Here is a 16671-nt window from a genome sequence, read left to right as displayed (position 1 = left end):
CATAATCATTATTATACACAAAATAAAATAATTGACTATAGTAAATGAATGAAATAGTATTAACTATAGATAATTAAAGTTAGATAACTATTTTGATTGAGGTGAGTGAACGATGATATCAGCAGAGGTTGGTTCTATCTTTGGAAAAAACAAAGTGAATATTAAAGGGAAAAAAGGTTGTTATGTGACAAAGGTTAAAAGGAAACGACATGATGGTGCAACTGATGGCAAGGGGAATAGAATTAAAGAAGCTGAGTATATTGTTATTCTTATTCCTAAATCAAAAGTACGGAATTTAGAAAAACGCGAGATGTATCAAAGACCATATAAAATAGGTGCGGGTTTTCAAATAATTGATAGAGGATTATATATAGAACTAAGTGGTTTTTTTGAAGAATTATTGGCGACAACTTTTGTATTACATCAATTAAGAATGGATGGATATATATACTACGTTAAGAAAAACTTCCCTGATGAAGCAGGTGAATATCCTATGTTTGTAGAGGCCCACACACCATATCAAGTCACTTACAATGTCTTCTCTGTACTCGCAAGTGGAATATATAAATTATTTCATTGGAATAAAAAGAATAAGAACCAGGGAAATAATGGAGGTGATACAACATGTTAGGTAAAAAACAAGAACTTGATGAACTTGTAGAAAGCTCAAGAACATTGATAAATGAAGCAACTCTTCTATTAAAAGATAAAAGCATAGAAAATTGTTTGGAATTTATAAAGAATGAAAAATTGTGGAGAGTATTAAGTCATTCGAACAAAATGGTTATTACCAAGGATATTGAGGATTATTTAAACAAACATATAATTCCTTCAAATAGTGTTTTTCGTTTTTGTATGCATGGTAGTTTTGAAGTGGTCATCTATTTGTATGTAGAGGATGAAGTTATTGGCTTTTTGCATTTGGGAAGTTCAGAACTACATATATTTAATTCGTTTTGTAGTAAATATACAGTATTGCCCGCAAATATACTTCAAACAAAAACAGAAGTAGCTTATTTCAAATATCAGCTAAAAGCAATGGATAAACATCAAAAGAAATTAGAAGGATTTCCGAAACGACTACTTAAAACAACTGCAAATGAACTAAAATCTCTCGTGGAGAAAAAACAAGAACTGGAGAAACGAAAGTCTTCTTTAGAAATGAACTTATCAAAATATCAAGATGCATACGGGGAAGCTAAAAGTGAAGAAACGATTCATAGGGCAAGAGCAGAACTGTTAGTAATTGCTGATAATTTGAAGGAGCTTCAGATACATACTCGTTATAGAGAATGGGAGCCTTCTAAGGTATATCAAATTTTCAAAAAGAAAGATAAAGAGATTTGCTACGGAAGTAAATGTTTAGCAGAAACAAAAAGTAGGGTCATTGTGTATCAAGGGGATTTTTCGAAAAAAGAGTTTTTGATTTGGAAATTGGATAAATTTGACTTTATAGATTTCAAGCAAGTATTTGAAAGAAATGGATTCAACTGTTCGATTAAAGATGAAGTTTTGTTTGTTGAAAAGGACGTAATTACATATGAGTTTTATCTGGATGGAACAATTGAGATTCATGATAATAAAGCAAGTTTAGTTGATTTGTTAGAGGTAGAAGAAATATCACGAATGTTGTTAGGGGGTGACCTAAGTTGCTGTATGGCATAGATGAGGAAAAGGTATTGGTAATGGATTCAGAAGGAAAGACGTTACATGTAATGAGTTTTACATATAAAGATTTCCTTTTTTATAGCTATGACAAATGGGAAACAAAAGGAGTTCGTGTAAGTAGTTCATTGCCATGTTTAAAAGCAATGCATCAAAAAACAGGGATTGTACTTTGTGGACCAGAGAATAGCTCTATGATTAAGAGTCGAAATTTTATGTGTAGATTTATAGATATGTATCTAAAATAGCGGTTGTTATTTTGCTATATTTTTTCGTAATTTTTAATACCTCCTATATCTATAATAAATAGATATGAAAAACAAGGTATTAATACTAATTAATTTGAGAGGATGTTTGTTATGGTAAAAGTAAACGAACAAAAATTAGAAAGAGTAAAAATGGTAAATGAATTAATTAAATTTATTGCAGATGTTGATATGGCTTGCACAGAAAAAAGTAGTGCAATGTTCTTTTCGAATGAATCAAGAAAAGGTACACAAAATCATTATGCATCATTTGTTTTAGAAGGAAGAAATATTTATTACATTGATGATTATACGGAAGAAAAAGTGTCTTTCCATCCTGCAAGTAAACATCGAGGATTTTCTCCTGGTGGAACAATGTGGGGTCTTGTCAGTGATTTTAAAGAGTGGATTAAGACAGGAGAAGCATCAAATGGGATTCATGGATATGGTGGATTATACGCTTTAAATTGGGGCAGTCGTATTCCTTTATTAGTTAGGGACATGATTATTAACAAGGCAAAGGAGATGGGATATTTAAGAGCTGATGCAACGGAATTTAGTACGTATGTAATAGGCTATGTTGGTGATAAATATGAGCACGTTATTCAGTGGCATTTAGAAGAAGCTAAAAGATTTATAGGTTGTGTTCAACCTGTGGAATCGTTAGCGGAGGTAATGATAGATAGAAATATTTCTCTAATGGATTTAGAAACTGTAACTGGAATTCCTGTTAAAGATTTATTAAAAATCTTAAGTGCAGAAACTCGCATTACAGAGGAAGTTGCAGAGAAACTTGAAATTGCTCTTGCTATAAAGAAAGAATTTTGGATTAATCTTGAAAATAAATTTCAGAAATCTGCATTAACTAAGTAGATAAACAAATGAAAAGAGTGTGATGATTGCACTCTTTTTTATCTGTTAATAAAAAAGGAAAAGAGGAAATTAAGATGGCCAGAAAACAAAAAGATAAAATCGTAAGGGTTCAATTTGCAAAAGAAAATGTCATGATGTTTGGTAATTCCTATAAACCATGGGAAATGCAGTTTGAGGAATACTTACAGATATTGAGACAACACAATGAGCTTACATCTGTAGAACAAGTCAGTGTCAGTGTTTCTGATAATGCTTGGGTATCATGGGGCGGTTTAAAGTGGTGTCCTGAAGAGAATATGCAACATCAGTTCAATCGTGAAGGTTGTCAATCGAATGAAGAGGACAATCCGAATCCTCGAAATTATAACGAAATGCAATTCTACTCTGATGTAACTGTAGCTGAAAAGGTTAATAAACTCATTAAAAAATATAAAAAGAAATAATAAATATAGCGCTATTTCCGTTTATATAAATAAAATTGAAAAGGAAGATAGAGATGACTAAAAAAATTAGATTAATTCGAACAATGGTAACAGAATACGTACCAAACCCTGAGTGTTATGACAAAGGGATGACGATTGAAGAAATGGCTCAATCTGATGCAGAGCAGGATGATTTAGAAACCATCTTTAGTGAGATAGAAAAAGATGAAGTAAAATGGGAAATTATTAACGGAGATTCTACATGCTTTGTGAAAGATGTTAGTGAAGCAGAATCAGTGGAAGTTAGAAATGTTATACCGACAATCTTAGAAGAACAGGAAGTTGTTGTAGCCTGGGCAAGGAAGAAAAAAGAAGATTGGAATGTGTCTTCAATCATTGAAGCTTTAGTAAGTGAAAAACCTTCTAAGACTTTAAAAAAAGATGAAGAATATATGAGAGCAAGAGAAGTATACAGAGGAAAAAACAATAGTTGGCGAGATTCAGTTTTGCTTGCGATTCAAATGAATATATATCGAATGGAAAATGACATTAAACAAGGACAGTTAGTTACAAATGGATGTGCGATTGGTTTTGCAGGGGAATTTGATTTCTCAGAAAGAAGCTTTCATTTATTTGCTACAAAAGATGAAAGTATCAAAATTGGAAAATATCTAATGGATGATTTCCAATCTGTAAAATAATCTATCTAACTGCATTTCTCTTCTATATGTGAAGAGAGTGCAGTTTTTTAGAGAGATTGATAGAACTATACGAATAAAGGAAGATGGGAATAATAATGAAGAAAACATTGATTGCATTAGGAACAGTATTTTTATTAAGTGGATGTGTGGGGTTGCCAGAAAAGGATGTGAAATTACAATTTCTGAATAATAATGCTGAAGTAGTAAAAGAACTTAAAATTGATGATTATGAAATTATGGATGGAGAATTAAAATATCGTATTGGTAAAAAGGTATATATTTCTCAGTATGCACCATTTATTATTGAAGGAGAAAAAAGTACAGAAGATTAAGTAAGGGTGAGATTAAATAGCTGATTATGTGTACAAAAACAATGAAAGAGCGGATATATCATTTGCTCTTTTTTATATAAAGGAGAATAGAAAATGATTGATTTTAAAAGAGTTTCAAAAGAAGATTTAGAACAATTAGAGAAACAAAGAGAGAAGCAATTTGAACAAGCGATGAATGGTATCTTTGTTGAGAGTCAATCTAACAATCTCCTTATTAATGAATTGAGATTCAATCATAATTACTTGTATATGGGGAAGTTTTTAATACAATCGCAAACGGGAGCTAAGTTTGAAATACATGAGATTAATGATGAACATATATTTATTGCTTTTATTGGTGTTCCTACTGAGGACAGAAGACAAGGATTAGGGACTCAAATGATGGAAGAGCTAACTCGCATTGCAGATACACATGGATTCAAACTGTCTTTAAATATTGACCCTAAATTTGGTGTCGGAAAAAGAGTATTGAAGAAGTTCTATAAAAAACATGGATTTGTAGAATCTGAATGGTATAAAAATAATGCGGAAATGATTCGAGAGGCTATTAATAATTAACAGGGTTATGAAGATAACTTAGAAAAGAAAGGGACAGTTTATAATGAAAAAATACGGAATTGTTAAAAACGGTGTAATTCTTGAAAGATTTTCTGATAGGGATGAAATGAAGCGGGAATTCATAAAACGTAGAGAAGAGGATAAAGAATTATGGGGTAGAGAATTAAAGTTTGATGAGCTTTTAGAGGATGAAAAACTTGAGGTAATGGAAGAGAAGTTGAAAGAACTTCGTGACTTCTTGGACTTTGCACGTGAAAACTATGATGGAAGAACAATCCAAACTCATACAAGAATCTATGCTGATGAGCTACAATGGCTGATAGAACATGCAAAGAGCAATCTTGGTTATACAAATAGTTAAGTTAAGAATAGATTTAAAATTTAATAGTTTATTAAAGTAAAAAAGCAGAGAATTTTTCCCTCTGCTTTTTTAGTATTTACTTCATTCTTTTTAAAATTTCTTCATATAATCTATCAATCATGACCGCAAAATATTCTTTAGCCTGCTCATCAGTTTCATATGTTCGAACTGCACCTGTATAATGACTTAACAATGAGTCATTATCAGTTGGTAAGACTTGTCGTAAGTAATCTTCTAAATCCATTCTATCGCTTTCTGTCATTGGTACTGTTTTTCGAGGTTTCAAGGCACATACTCTCCTTTTTATCTTGAATAATAATTTAGTTTGTTCTTGTATTTAATTCTTTGTTGGTCGTAAAGAATCAAGAGCATCATAATTTAATTTGATATTGAATTCGTTAGGGTGGTCACAGATTAATGTGCCTACTGCTTGCATAATGGTTCTTCCTTTAGAACAAATACCTGGATGTCCCTTTAGATGAACATGGAATTCGCCATTCTTTCTTACAGCTATAATTTCATTTAATATATCGTTTGTGTTGTGCATATGAAACACCTCATTATGTTTATTTATTTTCTTCTACAATCATATCTAAATATTTATCATTATCTGGTATATCTGCAACCTGCTTCTTGCAACATTTGCATTCAAAAGAATTTTTATTTCCAAATTCAAAAGAAATCCAACCACCACCGATGAAATACCAGTCATGACCTCTGAGAGAGCAAAGGAAGTAACTTTTCCACCAACCTATTGTAATAAAGAATAGGAACCGTAATATGTAATCAAATCCCATTAATAATAGGATAGGAATATAGCATGTGTAATATAAAAGGGACGAAGTAAGATGTCTCATCATGTGAAATCTCCTTTCTAAGTATTATATTGTCTATCAAAAAAGGTAGAATGGTTACCATATCTACCTGTAAAAATTGAATTCTATTTTTCTTCTCTTATTCTTTTAATATTAGAAAACACTTGCATGAATTGTTCGGTTTCATCTTGACTTAATCCAATAGATTCTGATTTTCTAATAGCTCGTTGTAAAACATAGAATAAATTATCATCTGTTAAAATCTTCTTCATTTCCTCTGCGGTTTCTGTCAATTTGAACACCTCTTTCTGAGATTAGTATACTACCTTTATTTTACTATAGTCAATAAAAACTACATAATAATTCCGTGACTCTTTAAAGTTTCTTTTCCTAACTCGGACGTAGGTGTATAACCTTTTCTAATCAATTCACGAATGTAAATCTTATTATAGAAGAAGGCAAAGATAATTCCTGCAAACCCATATGTACATAGTCCTGCAACGATAAGGATTAAGAACCATTTCCAATCACCACGTAGCAATGGGACAAGTGCTCCAAAGAAAAATGTTGTCCAACTAAATCCTACTTTTACTTCTTCTCTTAGATTGTTTTTAGCGTTTATCATTTCGATAATCATAGGTATCCCTCATTTCAATATGTATTTTATAAAGCTAATCTATTATAGTGAGAATCAGTTCGAAATAATCAAAAAAGAATGCTTACATATTTGTAATAAAAAAAGATAGTAGATTTATATACTCTACTATCTTTACTTCATCTTTTATTTTTCTTCTGATTTCGTTTCCCTTACTCGTACACCTGTTGTTTCTGCCGTATGTGACGCCTCTAAAATAGCAGAAGGGTCAATTTCTAATACTGTATCTTTTAATTTCGAATAGGTTACCCTGCTTGTAATACAGTAGATGACTTTTTTTGCATCTCCTTTGTAACCACCTTCGCCATGTAGGTAGGTGATAGAAAGATTCAATTCTTTCATTAATTCCTGTCCAATCGCTTCGGCTTTATCAGATATAATCATTACGGATTTTCCTTGATTAAACCCATCTAAAATAAGGTCAATCATTTTCGTTACAATATAGAAGATTGCTAATGAGAACATTGCTTGCTCTAAAGAAAATACAATTGCTACTGCAATTAAAATGATAGCATTAGCACTTAATAAAATGGTACTTACTGCAATACCATAATTTTTATTAACCCATACAGCTAACATTTCCAGACCATCAATCGCTCCTCCAAGACGAACGACAATTCCGACACCAAGACCAAATAATAAACCGCCATATAATACAATTAATAATTCAGAAGATGTAATAGGAGGGAATTGTTTTAAAAACATCATAGAGCCTGTTGCAACTAAATTTGCATATAATGTGCGAATTGCAAACTTTTTTCCCATTGTTCTGGACGTAAATAACAAAATGGGAAGGTTTAAGCTAATAAATAAAACATAAACAGGTAGTCCAAACAATTCATTCCCCATAATAGATAGGGCAGTAACACCACCATCTACTAAGTTATTAGGGGATAGAATTAAATCAATTGCAACGGCTGAAATCATTGCACCAATGGTCAGTAATACGTATTCTATAAATCTTTTCATTGAATCCACTCTTCTTTCTTTTTCGGTAATACTCCTGCGAGCTTTTCATTTCCTACCCATGCAGGATATACAAAACATGCAGAACATCTTGCTTCATAATCGGTTGTATCTCCAATCAAAACTTCATCTCCAGGAGGAGCAGGTTCATTGTTTACAAGTCTTTGTGTATGAATAGCATCATAACTTCCACACGAAAGACATACAGCAGATAGTTTATGAACAGCGTTAGCAACTGCCATAAGTTGAGGTGTAAAACCAAATGGCTTCCCCTCATAAGACATGTCTAATCCACTCATATAGACAATTTTCCCTTGTAGTCGAAGTGTTAACGCAATGGTGACAATTTCTTCAGAGAAAAACTGTACCTCATCAAAAATAACAATCTCATAAGAAGAAGATATATTACAAATCTCTCTCGTCTCTTTTTCTGTAAGTTGCCTTGGGAGGTTATGACATGGTAATTCAAACATTCTATCTCTATCAGTAATTGTATTTTCACTAAATCTGTTATCAATCATTGGTTTAAAGCCAATAATACGTTTTTTTGCATACTGATGTCGTGTTACTTCCCTTCCTAAAAACTGTGTTTTTCCTGCAAACATGGGACCTACAATTAACGATATGTTTCCTTCTTGTGGTGAAATCATGATTCCCTCTCCTTTTATTCGAACGTATCAAGCACATAGTAAATCCTAACAATTTTATTGACAATAGTCAATGTAAAAAGTACAATTATTCCATAGTTAATCTTATGTGGAGTTGATAAACGATGAACAAAACAGTCTTGTTATTAGTAAATGGAGGGGAATATGCTTCGTGCCGTTTTGAAGAGGACTATAACCCTCAAGAATTTTATGAGCAAATGGTCGATATCGGAATTACCAAAAAGGAATATCTGCACGAAGAGGGGACTACCATTGTGGTTTCTATTCATGAATTCCCTTATATTAGTCCTTTATTTATCGAACTGGTAAAGAAGGAACTGATGGATGATGAACATGCAAAGGATGTAAACATTTACGAGGTAAAAGGCATAGATGTGGAGCAGAAAATTAATGTTACTGAAGTTAGAGGTATAGAAGTATCAGGTTTAATGAAAGAGATGGGATTAGGAAATAAAACTGCTACGAGAGAGTAGTTGTTATACATGTAAAAATCTATACTAATTCATGTTGTAATCAATGAGAGAGGGATGGGTAGGTTTGAAGAAAATAATTTGTTTGTATATAGATGGAGATTATTTTGCTTATCAAAAATTCAAGGAAAAATACAATCCTGAAGATTTCTTTAATAAAATGAAAAAAGAAGGAGTTACCTCTAAAAATTTAGTTATAGAAGATGATTGTGATGAAACAGAGGTTTGTGTAGAAGTGGAAATTAAGGAGTTTATTAATGTAGATGAGGTATTCCTTGAATTTCTAAAATTTAATTTTATTCATAACTCTGCTGATGATAAGAATCTTTATATCGTCAAAGAAGAGGAAATGTGAAACGAAAACATTAGTATTTCAAAAAGATTAAAATGAAAGTAGGAGTTAATATGTCAGGTTTAATTTGCTTACATGTCAAGGGTGACGAGTATGCGGCCATGTACTTTGAGGAAAGATACGAGGAACAAGAATTTTATGAACGAATGAAAAAAGATGGTGTTGAATCCAAACAATTGAATATTGAAGGATTATATGTTGAAGTAACGATTAAACGATTTGGAGCAGTTGATGATAAGTTTTTAGATTTTATCAGAGGTAGCTTCATAGATTATGACGAGGCTAAAACGGAAAAATTCTTTATTGTATATGATAAATAATTTGTTTTATATATAAGGATTATAGGTTTGATGAGAAGGTGTTAATTAAATGCAAGTTATTGTAAATGTAATAAAAGGTCTTGGAATTCTGCTCTATTTATTAGTTGCATTTATTCTTGGATATGCGTGGGAGTTTGTATCTACTACAGTTGTAATGATTGTAAAGTTTCCGTGGAGGTGTTCATGTAAGAAACAAGGGCATGAATGGGTTTGTCATGGTACGGGTGGTTGGGGTCTTGGTCCATTATATCCTTTTACTTGCGAAAAATGTGGGAAACGTAGCAGAGGGGATATGAAAGACTTTGATAACAAACCATTTACAGCAAAACTAAAAATTTAGGAGTGATAAAATGTTAGTCTATGATTTTACAAATAAGGAACATGAAGTGATGTTAGAAGCAAAAAGAAATACAGTTATGATTATGGCACGAGTACCAAAAGTGATTGTGTTTGAAACAGGCGATGAATTAAGTACAATGGCTAATGTGTTAGAGCATCTTTCAGAAGTAGCTGATGACCGTGAAGACGGGGATGGTGAGATGGCTCTTGGTATGTTTGATGAATTCCATAAAGAAAGCTATATGAAGGATGAAGAAGAGTATTCTTCACGAAATTTAAAGATTTTTACTTGTAAAGATAATGCTCTCCTATATGATGATAAAGTTTCAATCTTTTTTGGGGTATTGAACAGTGGAGATTGTTTCATTGAGCCTGCGGATATCCAAGTAATTATTAGATATTTTAAGGAGTTTACGGAAAGTGATATGTGTAAAGACACAACAAAAGAAATGTTATTACAAATTGTTCAAGTGTTAGAAGAAGACTTACAAGCATTAAAGGAAAACAAAACTTATTTCAAAGTTGAAGTTGATGGAAATTAATTCATTTCGAGAATCGTTTCTGACGATTCTTTTTTCTTGGATGCAGAATGAAATAATCTTAAATATCTATAATGTATAGATAACTATAAATAGGCATTTAATAAAATTAATTAAAAAGGTAGGTATTTTTAAATGAGCTTTAAAAGTATGATTAATAAGTGGAAACAAGATGTAATGAAGGAAATTCATAAGAAACCGCATTTGATGGATAAAATCGGTTTGTATGATAAAGTTGAAATTCATGTAGATGGGTCATTAATTATTAAATCCCAAAATGAACACATCTCAAATGAAACGATTACTGATGTTGTAACACCGTTTAGAGATTGGAAGAAAAGAAGAACTGCTTAAAAGCGGTTCTTTTTTTATGTTTCATAGAATATGCGGAGCCAATGATATCTATTATATAAAGATAAATATAAACAGGTATTTTATAAAATTCATTAAAAAGGTGGAGTTAAGATGTTAGAACTTACTGAACAGGAATTACAAATGGTAGCAAATGAATTAAAAAGGAATGTAGAAAGTTTGAAAGAGGATATTAAAAAGGAAGATATTCAAATTTTCCCCTCTTATGAAGCGTTTTTCTATTGGTTACACAATGATTTAGAACTGCAACAGTGTCTTAAAATGCTATTTGAGAAAAAGACATTAGTAGATGAAGCAGAATTTCTTATTTTAGAAACTGGTACAACAGTTTATGTGCGTTAAATTATAGTTCAGATATAAATAGGTATTTTACAAAATTAATTAAAAGGTGGAATTGTAATGTTAGAACTCAATGAAAGAGAAATGAAAATTGTAGCAAATAAATTTGATGTAAATATGGAAACGTTAAAAAGAGAAATTGAAAAGGATAATGTTCGAATGTTCCCTTCATATGAAACGTTTTTCTATTGGTTACACGATGATTTAAAACCAACTCAGTATATTAAAATGCTGTTTGAAAAATCAAATCTATTAAAGGAATCAAAATACATTGTCTTAGGAAGTGGTATAACAGTTTATAAGTATTAAATTATAGTTTGGTATAAATAGGTGTTTTATAAAATTAATTAAAAGGTGGAATTGTAATGACACAAGTAAATGAAAATAAATCAATTAAATTCGGTTTAAATACTGAAGTGAACAAGAATCAGACATTGAATGATTCAATCATCCAGCCAGGATATTTAGTAGGGTGTATTAATTCAATGAAAGTAGTTGGAGCAATTAAAACTCGATTCTTTTATCTTTCTATGGAAACGAAAGAAGTGAGAGACGTAACTCGTGAATTATCTTATGCTATTGATAAATTTAATGAAGAAGCTAAAAAGATTAGAGAAACTGGAGAATATTCTATGCTTATTCCATACGATTATGTAGATGGTTTAGTGGAATATAGTCATGGATGTGGTCTATCACATTATTTACAAGAAAGTGTATTTGAAAGATTAACGGAAGTAGGTAAAGATATTTTAACCTTCCCTTTAATGGGTTGCACATTGTCTATGTATACACCTGCTGATGTTAAGAATATTTTAGGATGTGTCGGTAGTTTTGACTTGAAAATTACAGATGCATTAAGAGAACAATTTCTATATTTCTAATATAGATAAATAGATGAAAAGAACGTTGCCTATAAGGTAGCGTTTTTTTATTGTTTATATTTATAATAAATACATCTATTTTCTATAATATAAAGATAACTATAAACAGGTATTTATAAAAATTGACTAAAAAGGAAGGGACTGTTTAAAAATGTTGAGTGTACAAGAATATCAATCTGTAATGCGAGGAAGTAACTATAAGGAGCATTTAGATTCTGCGGATAGTTTTTGGTTTGGGAAGCCAGATAAGGTAGATGAGACGGATTTTTTTGGTTCTCACAAATGGGTTTTTCGGTATTATGAAATAAATATAGGAGTAATGCATAAAACTGATGAATTCTTTAAACCATCTGAATGTGGACCAGGGAAGTTTCTACACGATTTATTAACAGAAAATGACCAGTATTATATTTATAAACGATTTGAAAATGGAGTTTTGAGAATAACAAGGAAAAAATATTTGTCTTAAATGGAGGTATTAACATGTTTCAAGTCTATACATATATAAACGGAATTAAGTATTATAAAAATTACGATACGGAAAAAGAATGTGATGATTATGCGAAAACAAAGAAGTGGGATATTTATTGGATTGCAGAACTATAAATAATTAATATAGTTGAATGATAGATAAGAAGTTTCTAATTTAATATAAAGGAGTAGGGATTATGAAACAAGTAAAGCATAATGATTTTTATTTTGGAAAAGTAAAATGGAACGAAATGTTTGAAGATGAATTAGACTTAGTAAATGCTTTAAAACTAATTGAGATTGATAAGTTTAAGAAGAACTGTAATGGATATGAATTCATTGAAGGATTTCAGAAGACTTTGATGAGAAAAGGGGAACTAAGCAAACCGCAAATGACTCAATTGAAAAGACTTGCAAAACAAGTTTATAAATATCATAACAACTTATAAGAAATAGGTAATTAAAGGCAAGGGGTGAAACATCTCTTGCTTTTTGTTTTGTTATAAACACTTAAATAGTCAACTACTATATAGCTAATAGCGAATATTTTTGACTTGAGGAGGTGTTTTTTTGAATAATATAAAGGTTATACTTACATTGAACTTATCTATCAATCTTATTTTATTATTGTCTATTCTTTTATTTGTACAATCTCCCTTATATATATTCATCTTGGTAGTGAGTGAATTATCTACTGTAATTGGAATCATGATGATTTTTATTTTTGGCAAAAATATTAAAGAGAATGAAAGAATTGAACAAAAAAACAAGGACTCAATTTAATCCTTGTTTCTTATTATTTCATTGAGTAAAAATCAAATCATTATCATTTTTAATAAGATAAAAACCGCCCACAATGCCGGCAAGCGTTTGAAGGGCGGTTTTAAGAAAAAATAAACTTTTTTAGCAACCATCCACCTTGCGGTAACAGTTACATAAGGCGAGATGTTGGAGCATTTCACCTTATAGAAATATTATAACATAATTGATGTTTCCTGTTACCTAAAATTCGTTCAATAGTTGAATTGCTTCATCTCGTTTTCTATGATTTAATCCATCTTCATAAGGGTTTGTTAGAACAAGTCTATCTGATAAATGTAGCATGTCATCTCCATCATCTATGATGATGAATCTATCAATAGGATTCTTGAAATTGTCCATAAAAGCCTGTATTTCAGCTCCTCTTGGTTCGCCTCTTAATTCAGGTGTTCTGCCTATAACGTATTTTTGCAAACCGTAATGAGAGAAAATAGCCCTCTTAAGTATTTTTACCGAGCCGAGTTTTCTCCAAGTAGAAGAAACCACTATTTTTGCATCACACTTTTCAAGTATTTCTTTAAGATTTGCTAATGCCGTTGGACAAAATGCCTGTAACATATGATGTTTACTTCTAACGAAATAATTTGAATGATTCATAACACCATCAATATCTAAGAAAATAAGCTTCATATATATCACCTATTAGTAATGTCTTTTATTGTTAGATTTAGATTCTCTTGAAAGCTCCATGATAAATCCCAAATCGCTTGCGAATGATATCAAATTGGCTTTAATCCTGTTCGATTTAACTTCCTGTTTAGGAGAGTTATAGACCATATCCTTTTCTCTAATGGATGAATTCGTAAAATAAACTGGCTCACACATAAGAACCTGACAAATATAATCCATATCTACTTCATGTACTTGTTTTATTGATAGTGCATTATTCAGCAATCCATTAACAATATGGATATCAACCGTAGATTCTTTAGATAAACGATTCATATCGTATCCAAGAGATAACATACGTTGTCTTAGTGTAGCTCCTATAAACATATTCATCACGTCCTTTTACCAAAAGATAATATCAAACCCATGATTTTTAGGACAATCTTTTGCCCATTGCATAATTTCTTTAAACATTTGTTCAGGCTTTGTAGCTTTTGAAAATTCCTTCTTTCCATCTTGGTGAATTTCATTTCCTTTATTCACTTCAGGGATATATTGATATTTAAAACGAACCTTTACGTAAATTCCTTCATCCGTCTTATCATCTACATCTGCATTTAAAAATCCCATGAATAATAACTCTTCTTTTAAATCCATGTTGTATCGTATCCTTTCAGCATTCATTTGCTAAATGCTTTAATTTTTTGGCGTACTTTTCTAAGTTGATTTTTTCTTCGGTCAAAATTTGAATTTTTTCTTTGTGTCTTACAATCTGAAATTCATTAGCGAAAAATTCTTTTTCTTTTTCCTGTTTTAACAATCTTTGTTCTGCTTTAATCTTCTTTTTTATGTGTTTTACACAATCTTTGACACCATCGCTCTTTGCTAATAAACGTTCTTTTTCAGTCATAATATGGTTCATCCTTATGTCAAATTTTAATTTCTTCTAATTTGAAATATCTTCCTAAGTGTTCGAATACAGGAGTCAATTGTATTTCACCCAATCTTGTATTTTCCTTTACATGAATGACAGCATATTTGTTTCCGCACATAGGGTATGCCTCAACGTTGTAACCTTTAAATACAGAGGAATCTTTTAAAAGTGAATCTACAACCTCTTGTTCGTTATCTTTCGAAACGAATGGAATGACTTTCGTTTCTTCTTTAGGGAAAACTTTTCGTTTAATTTCAACTAAGGATTTCATTTCCATTTAGCACTCCCTCATTTCGGATTTTATGTATTCTTAGCTTTGACTACTTTCCAATATCCATCATTGTAATGAGGAGGAAAACAGTTCAAGAAACTATTAACTTAGTGATATCTCGCTCTCTTTTACACCAATTGCATCAAGAATAAGTTTTTGCTGATAGTCTGGAATATTGTCAAAACTGCCATTGTGTTGTAGTAATGCTCTCACCTTGAAGTTCTTAAGTGCTAACTCATCAACTTTTTTTAATAATTCGTCTTTTGTTAATTGCATAATGTTCATTCCTTTTCTGTAGTTACTTTTTAATCATCTTTAGATGGAGAACACTCTTTATTAATCCCTAAAAACATATCAAATTCATCCTGCATTTCTTTTGTGGGAGGAGGGAAACGAATTGTTCCTCTATAGTTCCCCTTAGAAGTAGGAAGTAGTGATAAAAGAAGCGCTATAGATAAAGCCCCCACCACAAATAGGTGGGGATTTTCAATTATTTTATGGATGAGTATAAGCATGTTATATGCAACTCCTTATATAGTAGTTATCCTACGCTACAATCGAATCGTAGTGCTTTGATTTTTTAATTAAATTTTTCGCAACATCCATATAAATATCTAAATTAATTTCCACTGTATCTCCGAAAGTTTGGATAAAGACATATCGAAGAACAACAGCAAAGTCTGATAGAGTTTGGATAGAATGTTCTTTAAACGCATCAAAAATGGTTTCAGTTATTGACCATAATTCGTGGTAATGACTATTTTCAACTCTCTCTTTTTCACTTATATTACGGCAAGACGGAATCAAAATTTTAGAATCATAGTATTCACTCAATAAAGATTGAAGTTGTTCTTTTGGAAGATTCAGCTCAACTTTTCTTGAAATCATTTCAAATTCACTGAAGACATGTTGTTCAATATAATCTCTATCTTTAGAGAACTGAGGTGTGTTAAAGTCTACATCCCATTTTGTTCTTGTAGCAGTACCTTTTAAATAGGATTGTTTCGTAATGCATACACCTCGTTTTTGCCAAATAGGGAGGTTGTTCCAGTTAATGTTCTTCTCTGTAAATAGTTTTTCTTGTAACTGCGAACCGTTATATCCTTGTAATTCTTTGTGTTTAAAGTTTGCTTGAGCAACCATCGCAATACTGTTTTTCGTAGCGTCTTGTTGTCTCCATAAGAAATAGTTCGTCACTTCTTCTTTCGGTAATACAAATGCTCTACTGTCAAAAAATGCAAGTGTTCCTGTAATAGGGAACATAATCTCATTGAATTTTGCAGTGGCCATAGAAGCAGATACAGAAACCATTTTTTGCAAATCATTACCGAACCATGATTGAGTTGTTACTTTTTCATAGTTTGTTAATAATAATGAAATTTCATCGCTTTGGTGGTAAACCATTTTGCAACCCATAATGTTTTGAGCAAGATATTTCGCTGTTTCCCAGAATGCTTTTGCGAGTACCTCGTCAAACGGTTTTTTCATATTTTTTGTATATGTGTGAAAGTGTGTACCGTCAATACGAATAATTACGGGGCTTCTTTTTGTTAATTTTGTTTTATTTTCGTACTCTTTCATTCGAGCACCTAATTTGTTTGAACTCATAATTACATCTCCTAAAAATTTAAATTTATATGTCTTTTCATTTGCTTTTTTCTTTAAAATCTATAATCAATATTACATTTGTTATT

The 16671-nt window shown here is 31.2% G+C and carries 36 protein-coding genes and 1 pseudogene; 22 read left to right on the top strand and 15 right to left on the bottom strand.

The window, feature by feature from the left end; all coding sequences use genetic code 11:
• Window positions 1-112 precede the first annotated feature (112 nt).
• From MHB52_RS32875 to MHB52_RS32835, 9 genes are all read left to right on the top strand, one after another.
• On the top strand, window positions 113-631 hold the full coding sequence (locus MHB52_RS32875; RefSeq protein ID WP_061662305.1) for a hypothetical protein: 519 nt from the start codon (window positions 113-115) through the stop codon (window positions 629-631).
• Window positions 625-1665: a hypothetical protein gene (locus tag MHB52_RS32870; RefSeq protein WP_061662306.1), complete on the top strand. Its 1041-nt coding sequence runs from the start codon at window positions 625-627 to the stop codon at window positions 1663-1665. The genes MHB52_RS32875 and MHB52_RS32870 overlap by 7 nt, the downstream gene beginning before the upstream one ends.
• Window positions 1650-1913: a hypothetical protein gene (locus MHB52_RS32865; protein ID WP_080451493.1), complete on the top strand. Its 264-nt coding sequence runs from the start codon at window positions 1650-1652 to the stop codon at window positions 1911-1913. Before MHB52_RS32870 ends, MHB52_RS32865 begins: the two co-directional genes overlap by 16 nt.
• A 111-nt stretch (window positions 1914-2024) precedes the next feature.
• Window positions 2025-2783: a helix-turn-helix transcriptional regulator gene (locus MHB52_RS32860; RefSeq protein WP_253703059.1), complete on the top strand. Its 759-nt coding sequence runs from the start codon at window positions 2025-2027 to the stop codon at window positions 2781-2783.
• A 74-nt stretch (window positions 2784-2857) separates the two neighbouring features.
• Entirely contained in the window at window positions 2858-3226 is a 369-nt protein-coding gene (locus tag MHB52_RS32855; RefSeq protein WP_061662310.1) for a hypothetical protein, read from the top strand.
• Window positions 3227-3279: 53 nt separating this feature from the next.
• A complete protein-coding gene (locus MHB52_RS32850; protein ID WP_061662312.1) occupies window positions 3280-3906 on the top strand; it encodes a hypothetical protein in 627 nt (208 codons plus the stop codon).
• A 95-nt stretch (window positions 3907-4001) separates the two neighbouring features.
• Entirely contained in the window at window positions 4002-4238 is a 237-nt protein-coding gene (locus MHB52_RS32845) for a lipoprotein (protein WP_061662313.1), read from the top strand.
• Between the two features lie 93 nt (window positions 4239-4331).
• A complete protein-coding gene (locus MHB52_RS32840; RefSeq protein WP_061662315.1) occupies window positions 4332-4796 on the top strand; it encodes a GNAT family N-acetyltransferase in 465 nt (154 codons plus the stop codon).
• 43 nt (window positions 4797-4839) lie between these two features.
• Window positions 4840-5157 (top strand): hypothetical protein, encoded by a 318-nt coding sequence (locus tag MHB52_RS32835; RefSeq protein WP_061662317.1) that lies wholly within the window; start codon window positions 4840-4842, stop codon window positions 5155-5157.
• Window positions 5158-5233: 76 nt separating this feature from the next.
• On the opposite strand, the gene MHB52_RS32830 is transcribed toward MHB52_RS32835, so the two are convergent.
• The 7 genes from MHB52_RS32830 to MHB52_RS32800 form a co-directional block, all read right to left on the bottom strand.
• Window positions 5234-5443, bottom strand: a complete 210-nt coding sequence (locus tag MHB52_RS32830; RefSeq protein ID WP_061662319.1) for a hypothetical protein — start codon at window positions 5441-5443, stop codon at window positions 5234-5236.
• A 51-nt stretch (window positions 5444-5494) separates the two neighbouring features.
• Window positions 5495-5704, bottom strand: coding sequence for a hypothetical protein (locus MHB52_RS32825; protein ID WP_061662321.1), 210 nt, complete (start codon window positions 5702-5704; stop codon window positions 5495-5497).
• 19 nt (window positions 5705-5723) lie between these two features.
• Complete coding sequence (locus MHB52_RS32820; RefSeq protein WP_253703061.1) at window positions 5724-6017, bottom strand: hypothetical protein; 294 nt, start codon at window positions 6015-6017, stop codon at window positions 5724-5726.
• An 80-nt stretch (window positions 6018-6097) separates the two neighbouring features.
• On the bottom strand, window positions 6098-6265 hold the full coding sequence (locus MHB52_RS32815) for a hypothetical protein (protein WP_172796974.1): 168 nt from the start codon (window positions 6263-6265) through the stop codon (window positions 6098-6100).
• Between the two features lie 59 nt (window positions 6266-6324).
• Window positions 6325-6609 carry a hypothetical protein gene (locus MHB52_RS32810; RefSeq protein ID WP_061662322.1) on the bottom strand — a complete coding sequence of 95 codons (285 nt, stop codon included), beginning with the start codon at window positions 6607-6609 and terminating at the stop codon, window positions 6325-6327.
• Window positions 6610-6753: 144 nt separating this feature from the next.
• On the bottom strand, window positions 6754-7596 hold the full coding sequence (locus tag MHB52_RS32805; protein ID WP_061662323.1) for a YitT family protein: 843 nt from the start codon (window positions 7594-7596) through the stop codon (window positions 6754-6756).
• Entirely contained in the window at window positions 7593-8243 is a 651-nt protein-coding gene (locus tag MHB52_RS32800) for a thymidine kinase (protein WP_061662324.1), read from the bottom strand. Before MHB52_RS32800 ends, MHB52_RS32805 begins: the two co-directional genes overlap by 4 nt.
• A 122-nt stretch (window positions 8244-8365) precedes the next feature.
• On the opposite strand from MHB52_RS32800, the gene MHB52_RS32795 reads away from it, so the two are divergent.
• The 13 genes from MHB52_RS32795 to MHB52_RS32735 all read left to right on the top strand — a co-directional run bounded on the left by MHB52_RS32795 (window position 8366) and on the right by MHB52_RS32735 (window position 13127).
• Window positions 8366-8734, top strand: coding sequence for a hypothetical protein (locus tag MHB52_RS32795; RefSeq protein WP_061662325.1), 369 nt, complete (start codon window positions 8366-8368; stop codon window positions 8732-8734).
• A 64-nt stretch (window positions 8735-8798) separates the two neighbouring features.
• The gene (locus MHB52_RS32790; RefSeq protein ID WP_253703063.1) at window positions 8799-9086 is read left to right on the top strand and encodes a hypothetical protein; all 288 of its coding nucleotides are present in this window, start codon (window positions 8799-8801) and stop codon (window positions 9084-9086) included.
• A gap of 50 nt (window positions 9087-9136) precedes the next feature.
• Window positions 9137-9403: a hypothetical protein gene (locus MHB52_RS32785; protein ID WP_253703065.1), complete on the top strand. Its 267-nt coding sequence runs from the start codon at window positions 9137-9139 to the stop codon at window positions 9401-9403.
• A 49-nt stretch (window positions 9404-9452) separates the two neighbouring features.
• Complete coding sequence (locus MHB52_RS32780; protein ID WP_061662329.1) at window positions 9453-9743, top strand: hypothetical protein; 291 nt, start codon at window positions 9453-9455, stop codon at window positions 9741-9743.
• Between the two features lie 10 nt (window positions 9744-9753).
• Window positions 9754-10284, top strand: a complete 531-nt coding sequence (locus MHB52_RS32775; RefSeq protein WP_061662331.1) for a hypothetical protein — start codon at window positions 9754-9756, stop codon at window positions 10282-10284.
• Window positions 10285-10416: 132 nt separating this feature from the next.
• A complete protein-coding gene (locus MHB52_RS32770; protein ID WP_061662333.1) occupies window positions 10417-10635 on the top strand; it encodes a hypothetical protein in 219 nt (72 codons plus the stop codon).
• Window positions 10636-10746: 111 nt separating this feature from the next.
• Window positions 10747-10995, top strand: a complete 249-nt coding sequence (locus MHB52_RS32765) for a hypothetical protein (protein WP_061662334.1) — start codon at window positions 10747-10749, stop codon at window positions 10993-10995.
• 57 nt (window positions 10996-11052) lie between these two features.
• On the top strand, window positions 11053-11301 hold the full coding sequence (locus tag MHB52_RS32760) for a hypothetical protein (RefSeq protein ID WP_061662336.1): 249 nt from the start codon (window positions 11053-11055) through the stop codon (window positions 11299-11301).
• A 56-nt stretch (window positions 11302-11357) separates the two neighbouring features.
• Window positions 11358-11873 carry a hypothetical protein gene (locus tag MHB52_RS32755; protein WP_061662337.1) on the top strand — a complete coding sequence of 172 codons (516 nt, stop codon included), beginning with the start codon at window positions 11358-11360 and terminating at the stop codon, window positions 11871-11873.
• A gap of 151 nt (window positions 11874-12024) precedes the next feature.
• Window positions 12025-12342 (top strand): hypothetical protein, encoded by a 318-nt coding sequence (locus MHB52_RS32750; RefSeq protein ID WP_061662338.1) that lies wholly within the window; start codon window positions 12025-12027, stop codon window positions 12340-12342.
• A 14-nt stretch (window positions 12343-12356) separates the two neighbouring features.
• On the top strand, window positions 12357-12479 hold the full coding sequence (locus tag MHB52_RS32745) for a hypothetical protein (RefSeq protein WP_277996090.1): 123 nt from the start codon (window positions 12357-12359) through the stop codon (window positions 12477-12479).
• Window positions 12480-12541: 62 nt separating this feature from the next.
• Window positions 12542-12793 carry a hypothetical protein gene (locus MHB52_RS32740; protein WP_061662339.1) on the top strand — a complete coding sequence of 84 codons (252 nt, stop codon included), beginning with the start codon at window positions 12542-12544 and terminating at the stop codon, window positions 12791-12793.
• Window positions 12794-12914: 121 nt separating this feature from the next.
• The gene (locus tag MHB52_RS32735; protein WP_061662340.1) at window positions 12915-13127 is read left to right on the top strand and encodes a hypothetical protein; all 213 of its coding nucleotides are present in this window, start codon (window positions 12915-12917) and stop codon (window positions 13125-13127) included.
• 219 nt (window positions 13128-13346) lie between these two features.
• Here the strand turns inward: MHB52_RS32735 and MHB52_RS32730 are convergent, their stop codons facing one another.
• From MHB52_RS32730 to MHB52_RS32695, 8 genes and pseudogenes are all read right to left on the bottom strand, one after another.
• The gene (locus tag MHB52_RS32730; RefSeq protein WP_061662341.1) at window positions 13347-13793 is read right to left on the bottom strand and encodes an HAD domain-containing protein; all 447 of its coding nucleotides are present in this window, start codon (window positions 13791-13793) and stop codon (window positions 13347-13349) included.
• Between the two features lie 12 nt (window positions 13794-13805).
• Complete coding sequence (locus MHB52_RS32725) at window positions 13806-14159, bottom strand: hypothetical protein (RefSeq protein WP_253703067.1); 354 nt, start codon at window positions 14157-14159, stop codon at window positions 13806-13808.
• Window positions 14160-14174: 15 nt separating this feature from the next.
• A complete protein-coding gene (locus MHB52_RS32720) occupies window positions 14175-14429 on the bottom strand; it encodes a hypothetical protein (protein WP_061662343.1) in 255 nt (84 codons plus the stop codon).
• A gap of 16 nt (window positions 14430-14445) precedes the next feature.
• Window positions 14446-14682, bottom strand: a complete 237-nt coding sequence (locus MHB52_RS32715; RefSeq protein WP_253703070.1) for a hypothetical protein — start codon at window positions 14680-14682, stop codon at window positions 14446-14448.
• A 19-nt stretch (window positions 14683-14701) separates the two neighbouring features.
• Window positions 14702-14983 carry a hypothetical protein gene (locus MHB52_RS32710; protein WP_061662345.1) on the bottom strand — a complete coding sequence of 94 codons (282 nt, stop codon included), beginning with the start codon at window positions 14981-14983 and terminating at the stop codon, window positions 14702-14704.
• Between the two features lie 96 nt (window positions 14984-15079).
• Window positions 15080-15253: a hypothetical protein gene (locus MHB52_RS32705; RefSeq protein WP_172796975.1), complete on the bottom strand. Its 174-nt coding sequence runs from the start codon at window positions 15251-15253 to the stop codon at window positions 15080-15082.
• A gap of 29 nt (window positions 15254-15282) precedes the next feature.
• A complete protein-coding gene (locus tag MHB52_RS32700; protein WP_061662346.1) occupies window positions 15283-15492 on the bottom strand; it encodes a hypothetical protein in 210 nt (69 codons plus the stop codon).
• 370 nt (window positions 15493-15862) lie between these two features.
• Window positions 15863-16585, bottom strand: a pseudogene (locus MHB52_RS32695) (tRNA(His) guanylyltransferase Thg1 family protein); the annotation flags it as partial.
• Window positions 16586-16671 lie beyond the last annotated feature (86 nt).

This window comes from Bacillus sp. FSL K6-0073, from assembly GCF_038006085.1.
Taxonomy (GTDB): domain Bacteria; phylum Bacillota; class Bacilli; order Bacillales; family Bacillaceae_G; genus Bacillus_A; species Bacillus_A cereus.
This window is presented reverse-complemented; position numbering and strand designations above follow the sequence as displayed.

Bases quoted from the DNA above. Each gene is read 5' to 3' on its own strand.
- MHB52_RS32710 (WP_061662345.1), bottom strand. From the start codon at position 14,983: ATGGAAATGAAATCCTTAGTTGAAATTAAACGAAAAGTTTTCCCTAAA.
- MHB52_RS32770 (WP_061662333.1), top strand. From the start codon at position 10,417: ATGAGCTTTAAAAGTATGATTAATAAGTGGAAACAAGATGTAATGAAG.
- MHB52_RS32775 (WP_061662331.1), top strand. From the start codon at position 9,754: ATGTTAGTCTATGATTTTACAAATAAGGAACATGAAGTGATGTTAGAA.
- MHB52_RS32875 (WP_061662305.1), top strand. From the start codon at position 113: ATGATATCAGCAGAGGTTGGTTCTATCTTTGGAAAAAACAAAGTGAAT.
- MHB52_RS32755 (WP_061662337.1), top strand. From the start codon at position 11,358: ATGACACAAGTAAATGAAAATAAATCAATTAAATTCGGTTTAAATACT.
- MHB52_RS32725 (WP_253703067.1), bottom strand. From the start codon at position 14,159: ATGTTTATAGGAGCTACACTAAGACAACGTATGTTATCTCTTGGATAC.
- MHB52_RS32745 (WP_277996090.1), top strand. From the start codon at position 12,357: ATGTTTCAAGTCTATACATATATAAACGGAATTAAGTATTATAAAAAT.
- MHB52_RS32700 (WP_061662346.1), bottom strand. From the start codon at position 15,492: ATGCTTATACTCATCCATAAAATAATTGAAAATCCCCACCTATTTGTG.
- MHB52_RS32835 (WP_061662317.1), top strand. From the start codon at position 4,840: ATGAAAAAATACGGAATTGTTAAAAACGGTGTAATTCTTGAAAGATTT.
- MHB52_RS32840 (WP_061662315.1), top strand. From the start codon at position 4,332: ATGATTGATTTTAAAAGAGTTTCAAAAGAAGATTTAGAACAATTAGAG.
- MHB52_RS32795 (WP_061662325.1), top strand. From the start codon at position 8,366: ATGAACAAAACAGTCTTGTTATTAGTAAATGGAGGGGAATATGCTTCG.
- MHB52_RS32705 (WP_172796975.1), bottom strand. From the start codon at position 15,253: ATGCAATTAACAAAAGACGAATTATTAAAAAAAGTTGATGAGTTAGCA.
- MHB52_RS32860 (WP_253703059.1), top strand. From the start codon at position 2,025: ATGGTAAAAGTAAACGAACAAAAATTAGAAAGAGTAAAAATGGTAAAT.
- MHB52_RS32800 (WP_061662324.1), bottom strand. From the start codon at position 8,243: ATGATTTCACCACAAGAAGGAAACATATCGTTAATTGTAGGTCCCATG.
- MHB52_RS32810 (WP_061662322.1), bottom strand. From the start codon at position 6,609: ATGATTATCGAAATGATAAACGCTAAAAACAATCTAAGAGAAGAAGTA.
- MHB52_RS32845 (WP_061662313.1), top strand. From the start codon at position 4,002: ATGAAGAAAACATTGATTGCATTAGGAACAGTATTTTTATTAAGTGGA.
- MHB52_RS32780 (WP_061662329.1), top strand. From the start codon at position 9,453: ATGCAAGTTATTGTAAATGTAATAAAAGGTCTTGGAATTCTGCTCTAT.
- MHB52_RS32820 (WP_253703061.1), bottom strand. From the start codon at position 6,017: ATGATGAGACATCTTACTTCGTCCCTTTTATATTACACATGCTATATT.
- MHB52_RS32805 (WP_061662323.1), bottom strand. From the start codon at position 7,596: ATGAAAAGATTTATAGAATACGTATTACTGACCATTGGTGCAATGATT.
- MHB52_RS32825 (WP_061662321.1), bottom strand. From the start codon at position 5,704: ATGCACAACACAAACGATATATTAAATGAAATTATAGCTGTAAGAAAG.
- MHB52_RS32850 (WP_061662312.1), top strand. From the start codon at position 3,280: ATGACTAAAAAAATTAGATTAATTCGAACAATGGTAACAGAATACGTA.
- MHB52_RS32750 (WP_061662338.1), top strand. From the start codon at position 12,025: ATGTTGAGTGTACAAGAATATCAATCTGTAATGCGAGGAAGTAACTAT.
- MHB52_RS32720 (WP_061662343.1), bottom strand. From the start codon at position 14,429: ATGGATTTAAAAGAAGAGTTATTATTCATGGGATTTTTAAATGCAGAT.
- MHB52_RS32730 (WP_061662341.1), bottom strand. From the start codon at position 13,793: ATGAAGCTTATTTTCTTAGATATTGATGGTGTTATGAATCATTCAAAT.
- MHB52_RS32765 (WP_061662334.1), top strand. From the start codon at position 10,747: ATGTTAGAACTTACTGAACAGGAATTACAAATGGTAGCAAATGAATTA.
- MHB52_RS32855 (WP_061662310.1), top strand. From the start codon at position 2,858: ATGGCCAGAAAACAAAAAGATAAAATCGTAAGGGTTCAATTTGCAAAA.
- MHB52_RS32760 (WP_061662336.1), top strand. From the start codon at position 11,053: ATGTTAGAACTCAATGAAAGAGAAATGAAAATTGTAGCAAATAAATTT.
- MHB52_RS32785 (WP_253703065.1), top strand. From the start codon at position 9,137: ATGTCAGGTTTAATTTGCTTACATGTCAAGGGTGACGAGTATGCGGCC.
- MHB52_RS32870 (WP_061662306.1), top strand. From the start codon at position 625: ATGTTAGGTAAAAAACAAGAACTTGATGAACTTGTAGAAAGCTCAAGA.
- MHB52_RS32715 (WP_253703070.1), bottom strand. From the start codon at position 14,682: ATGACTGAAAAAGAACGTTTATTAGCAAAGAGCGATGGTGTCAAAGAT.
- MHB52_RS32740 (WP_061662339.1), top strand. From the start codon at position 12,542: ATGAAACAAGTAAAGCATAATGATTTTTATTTTGGAAAAGTAAAATGG.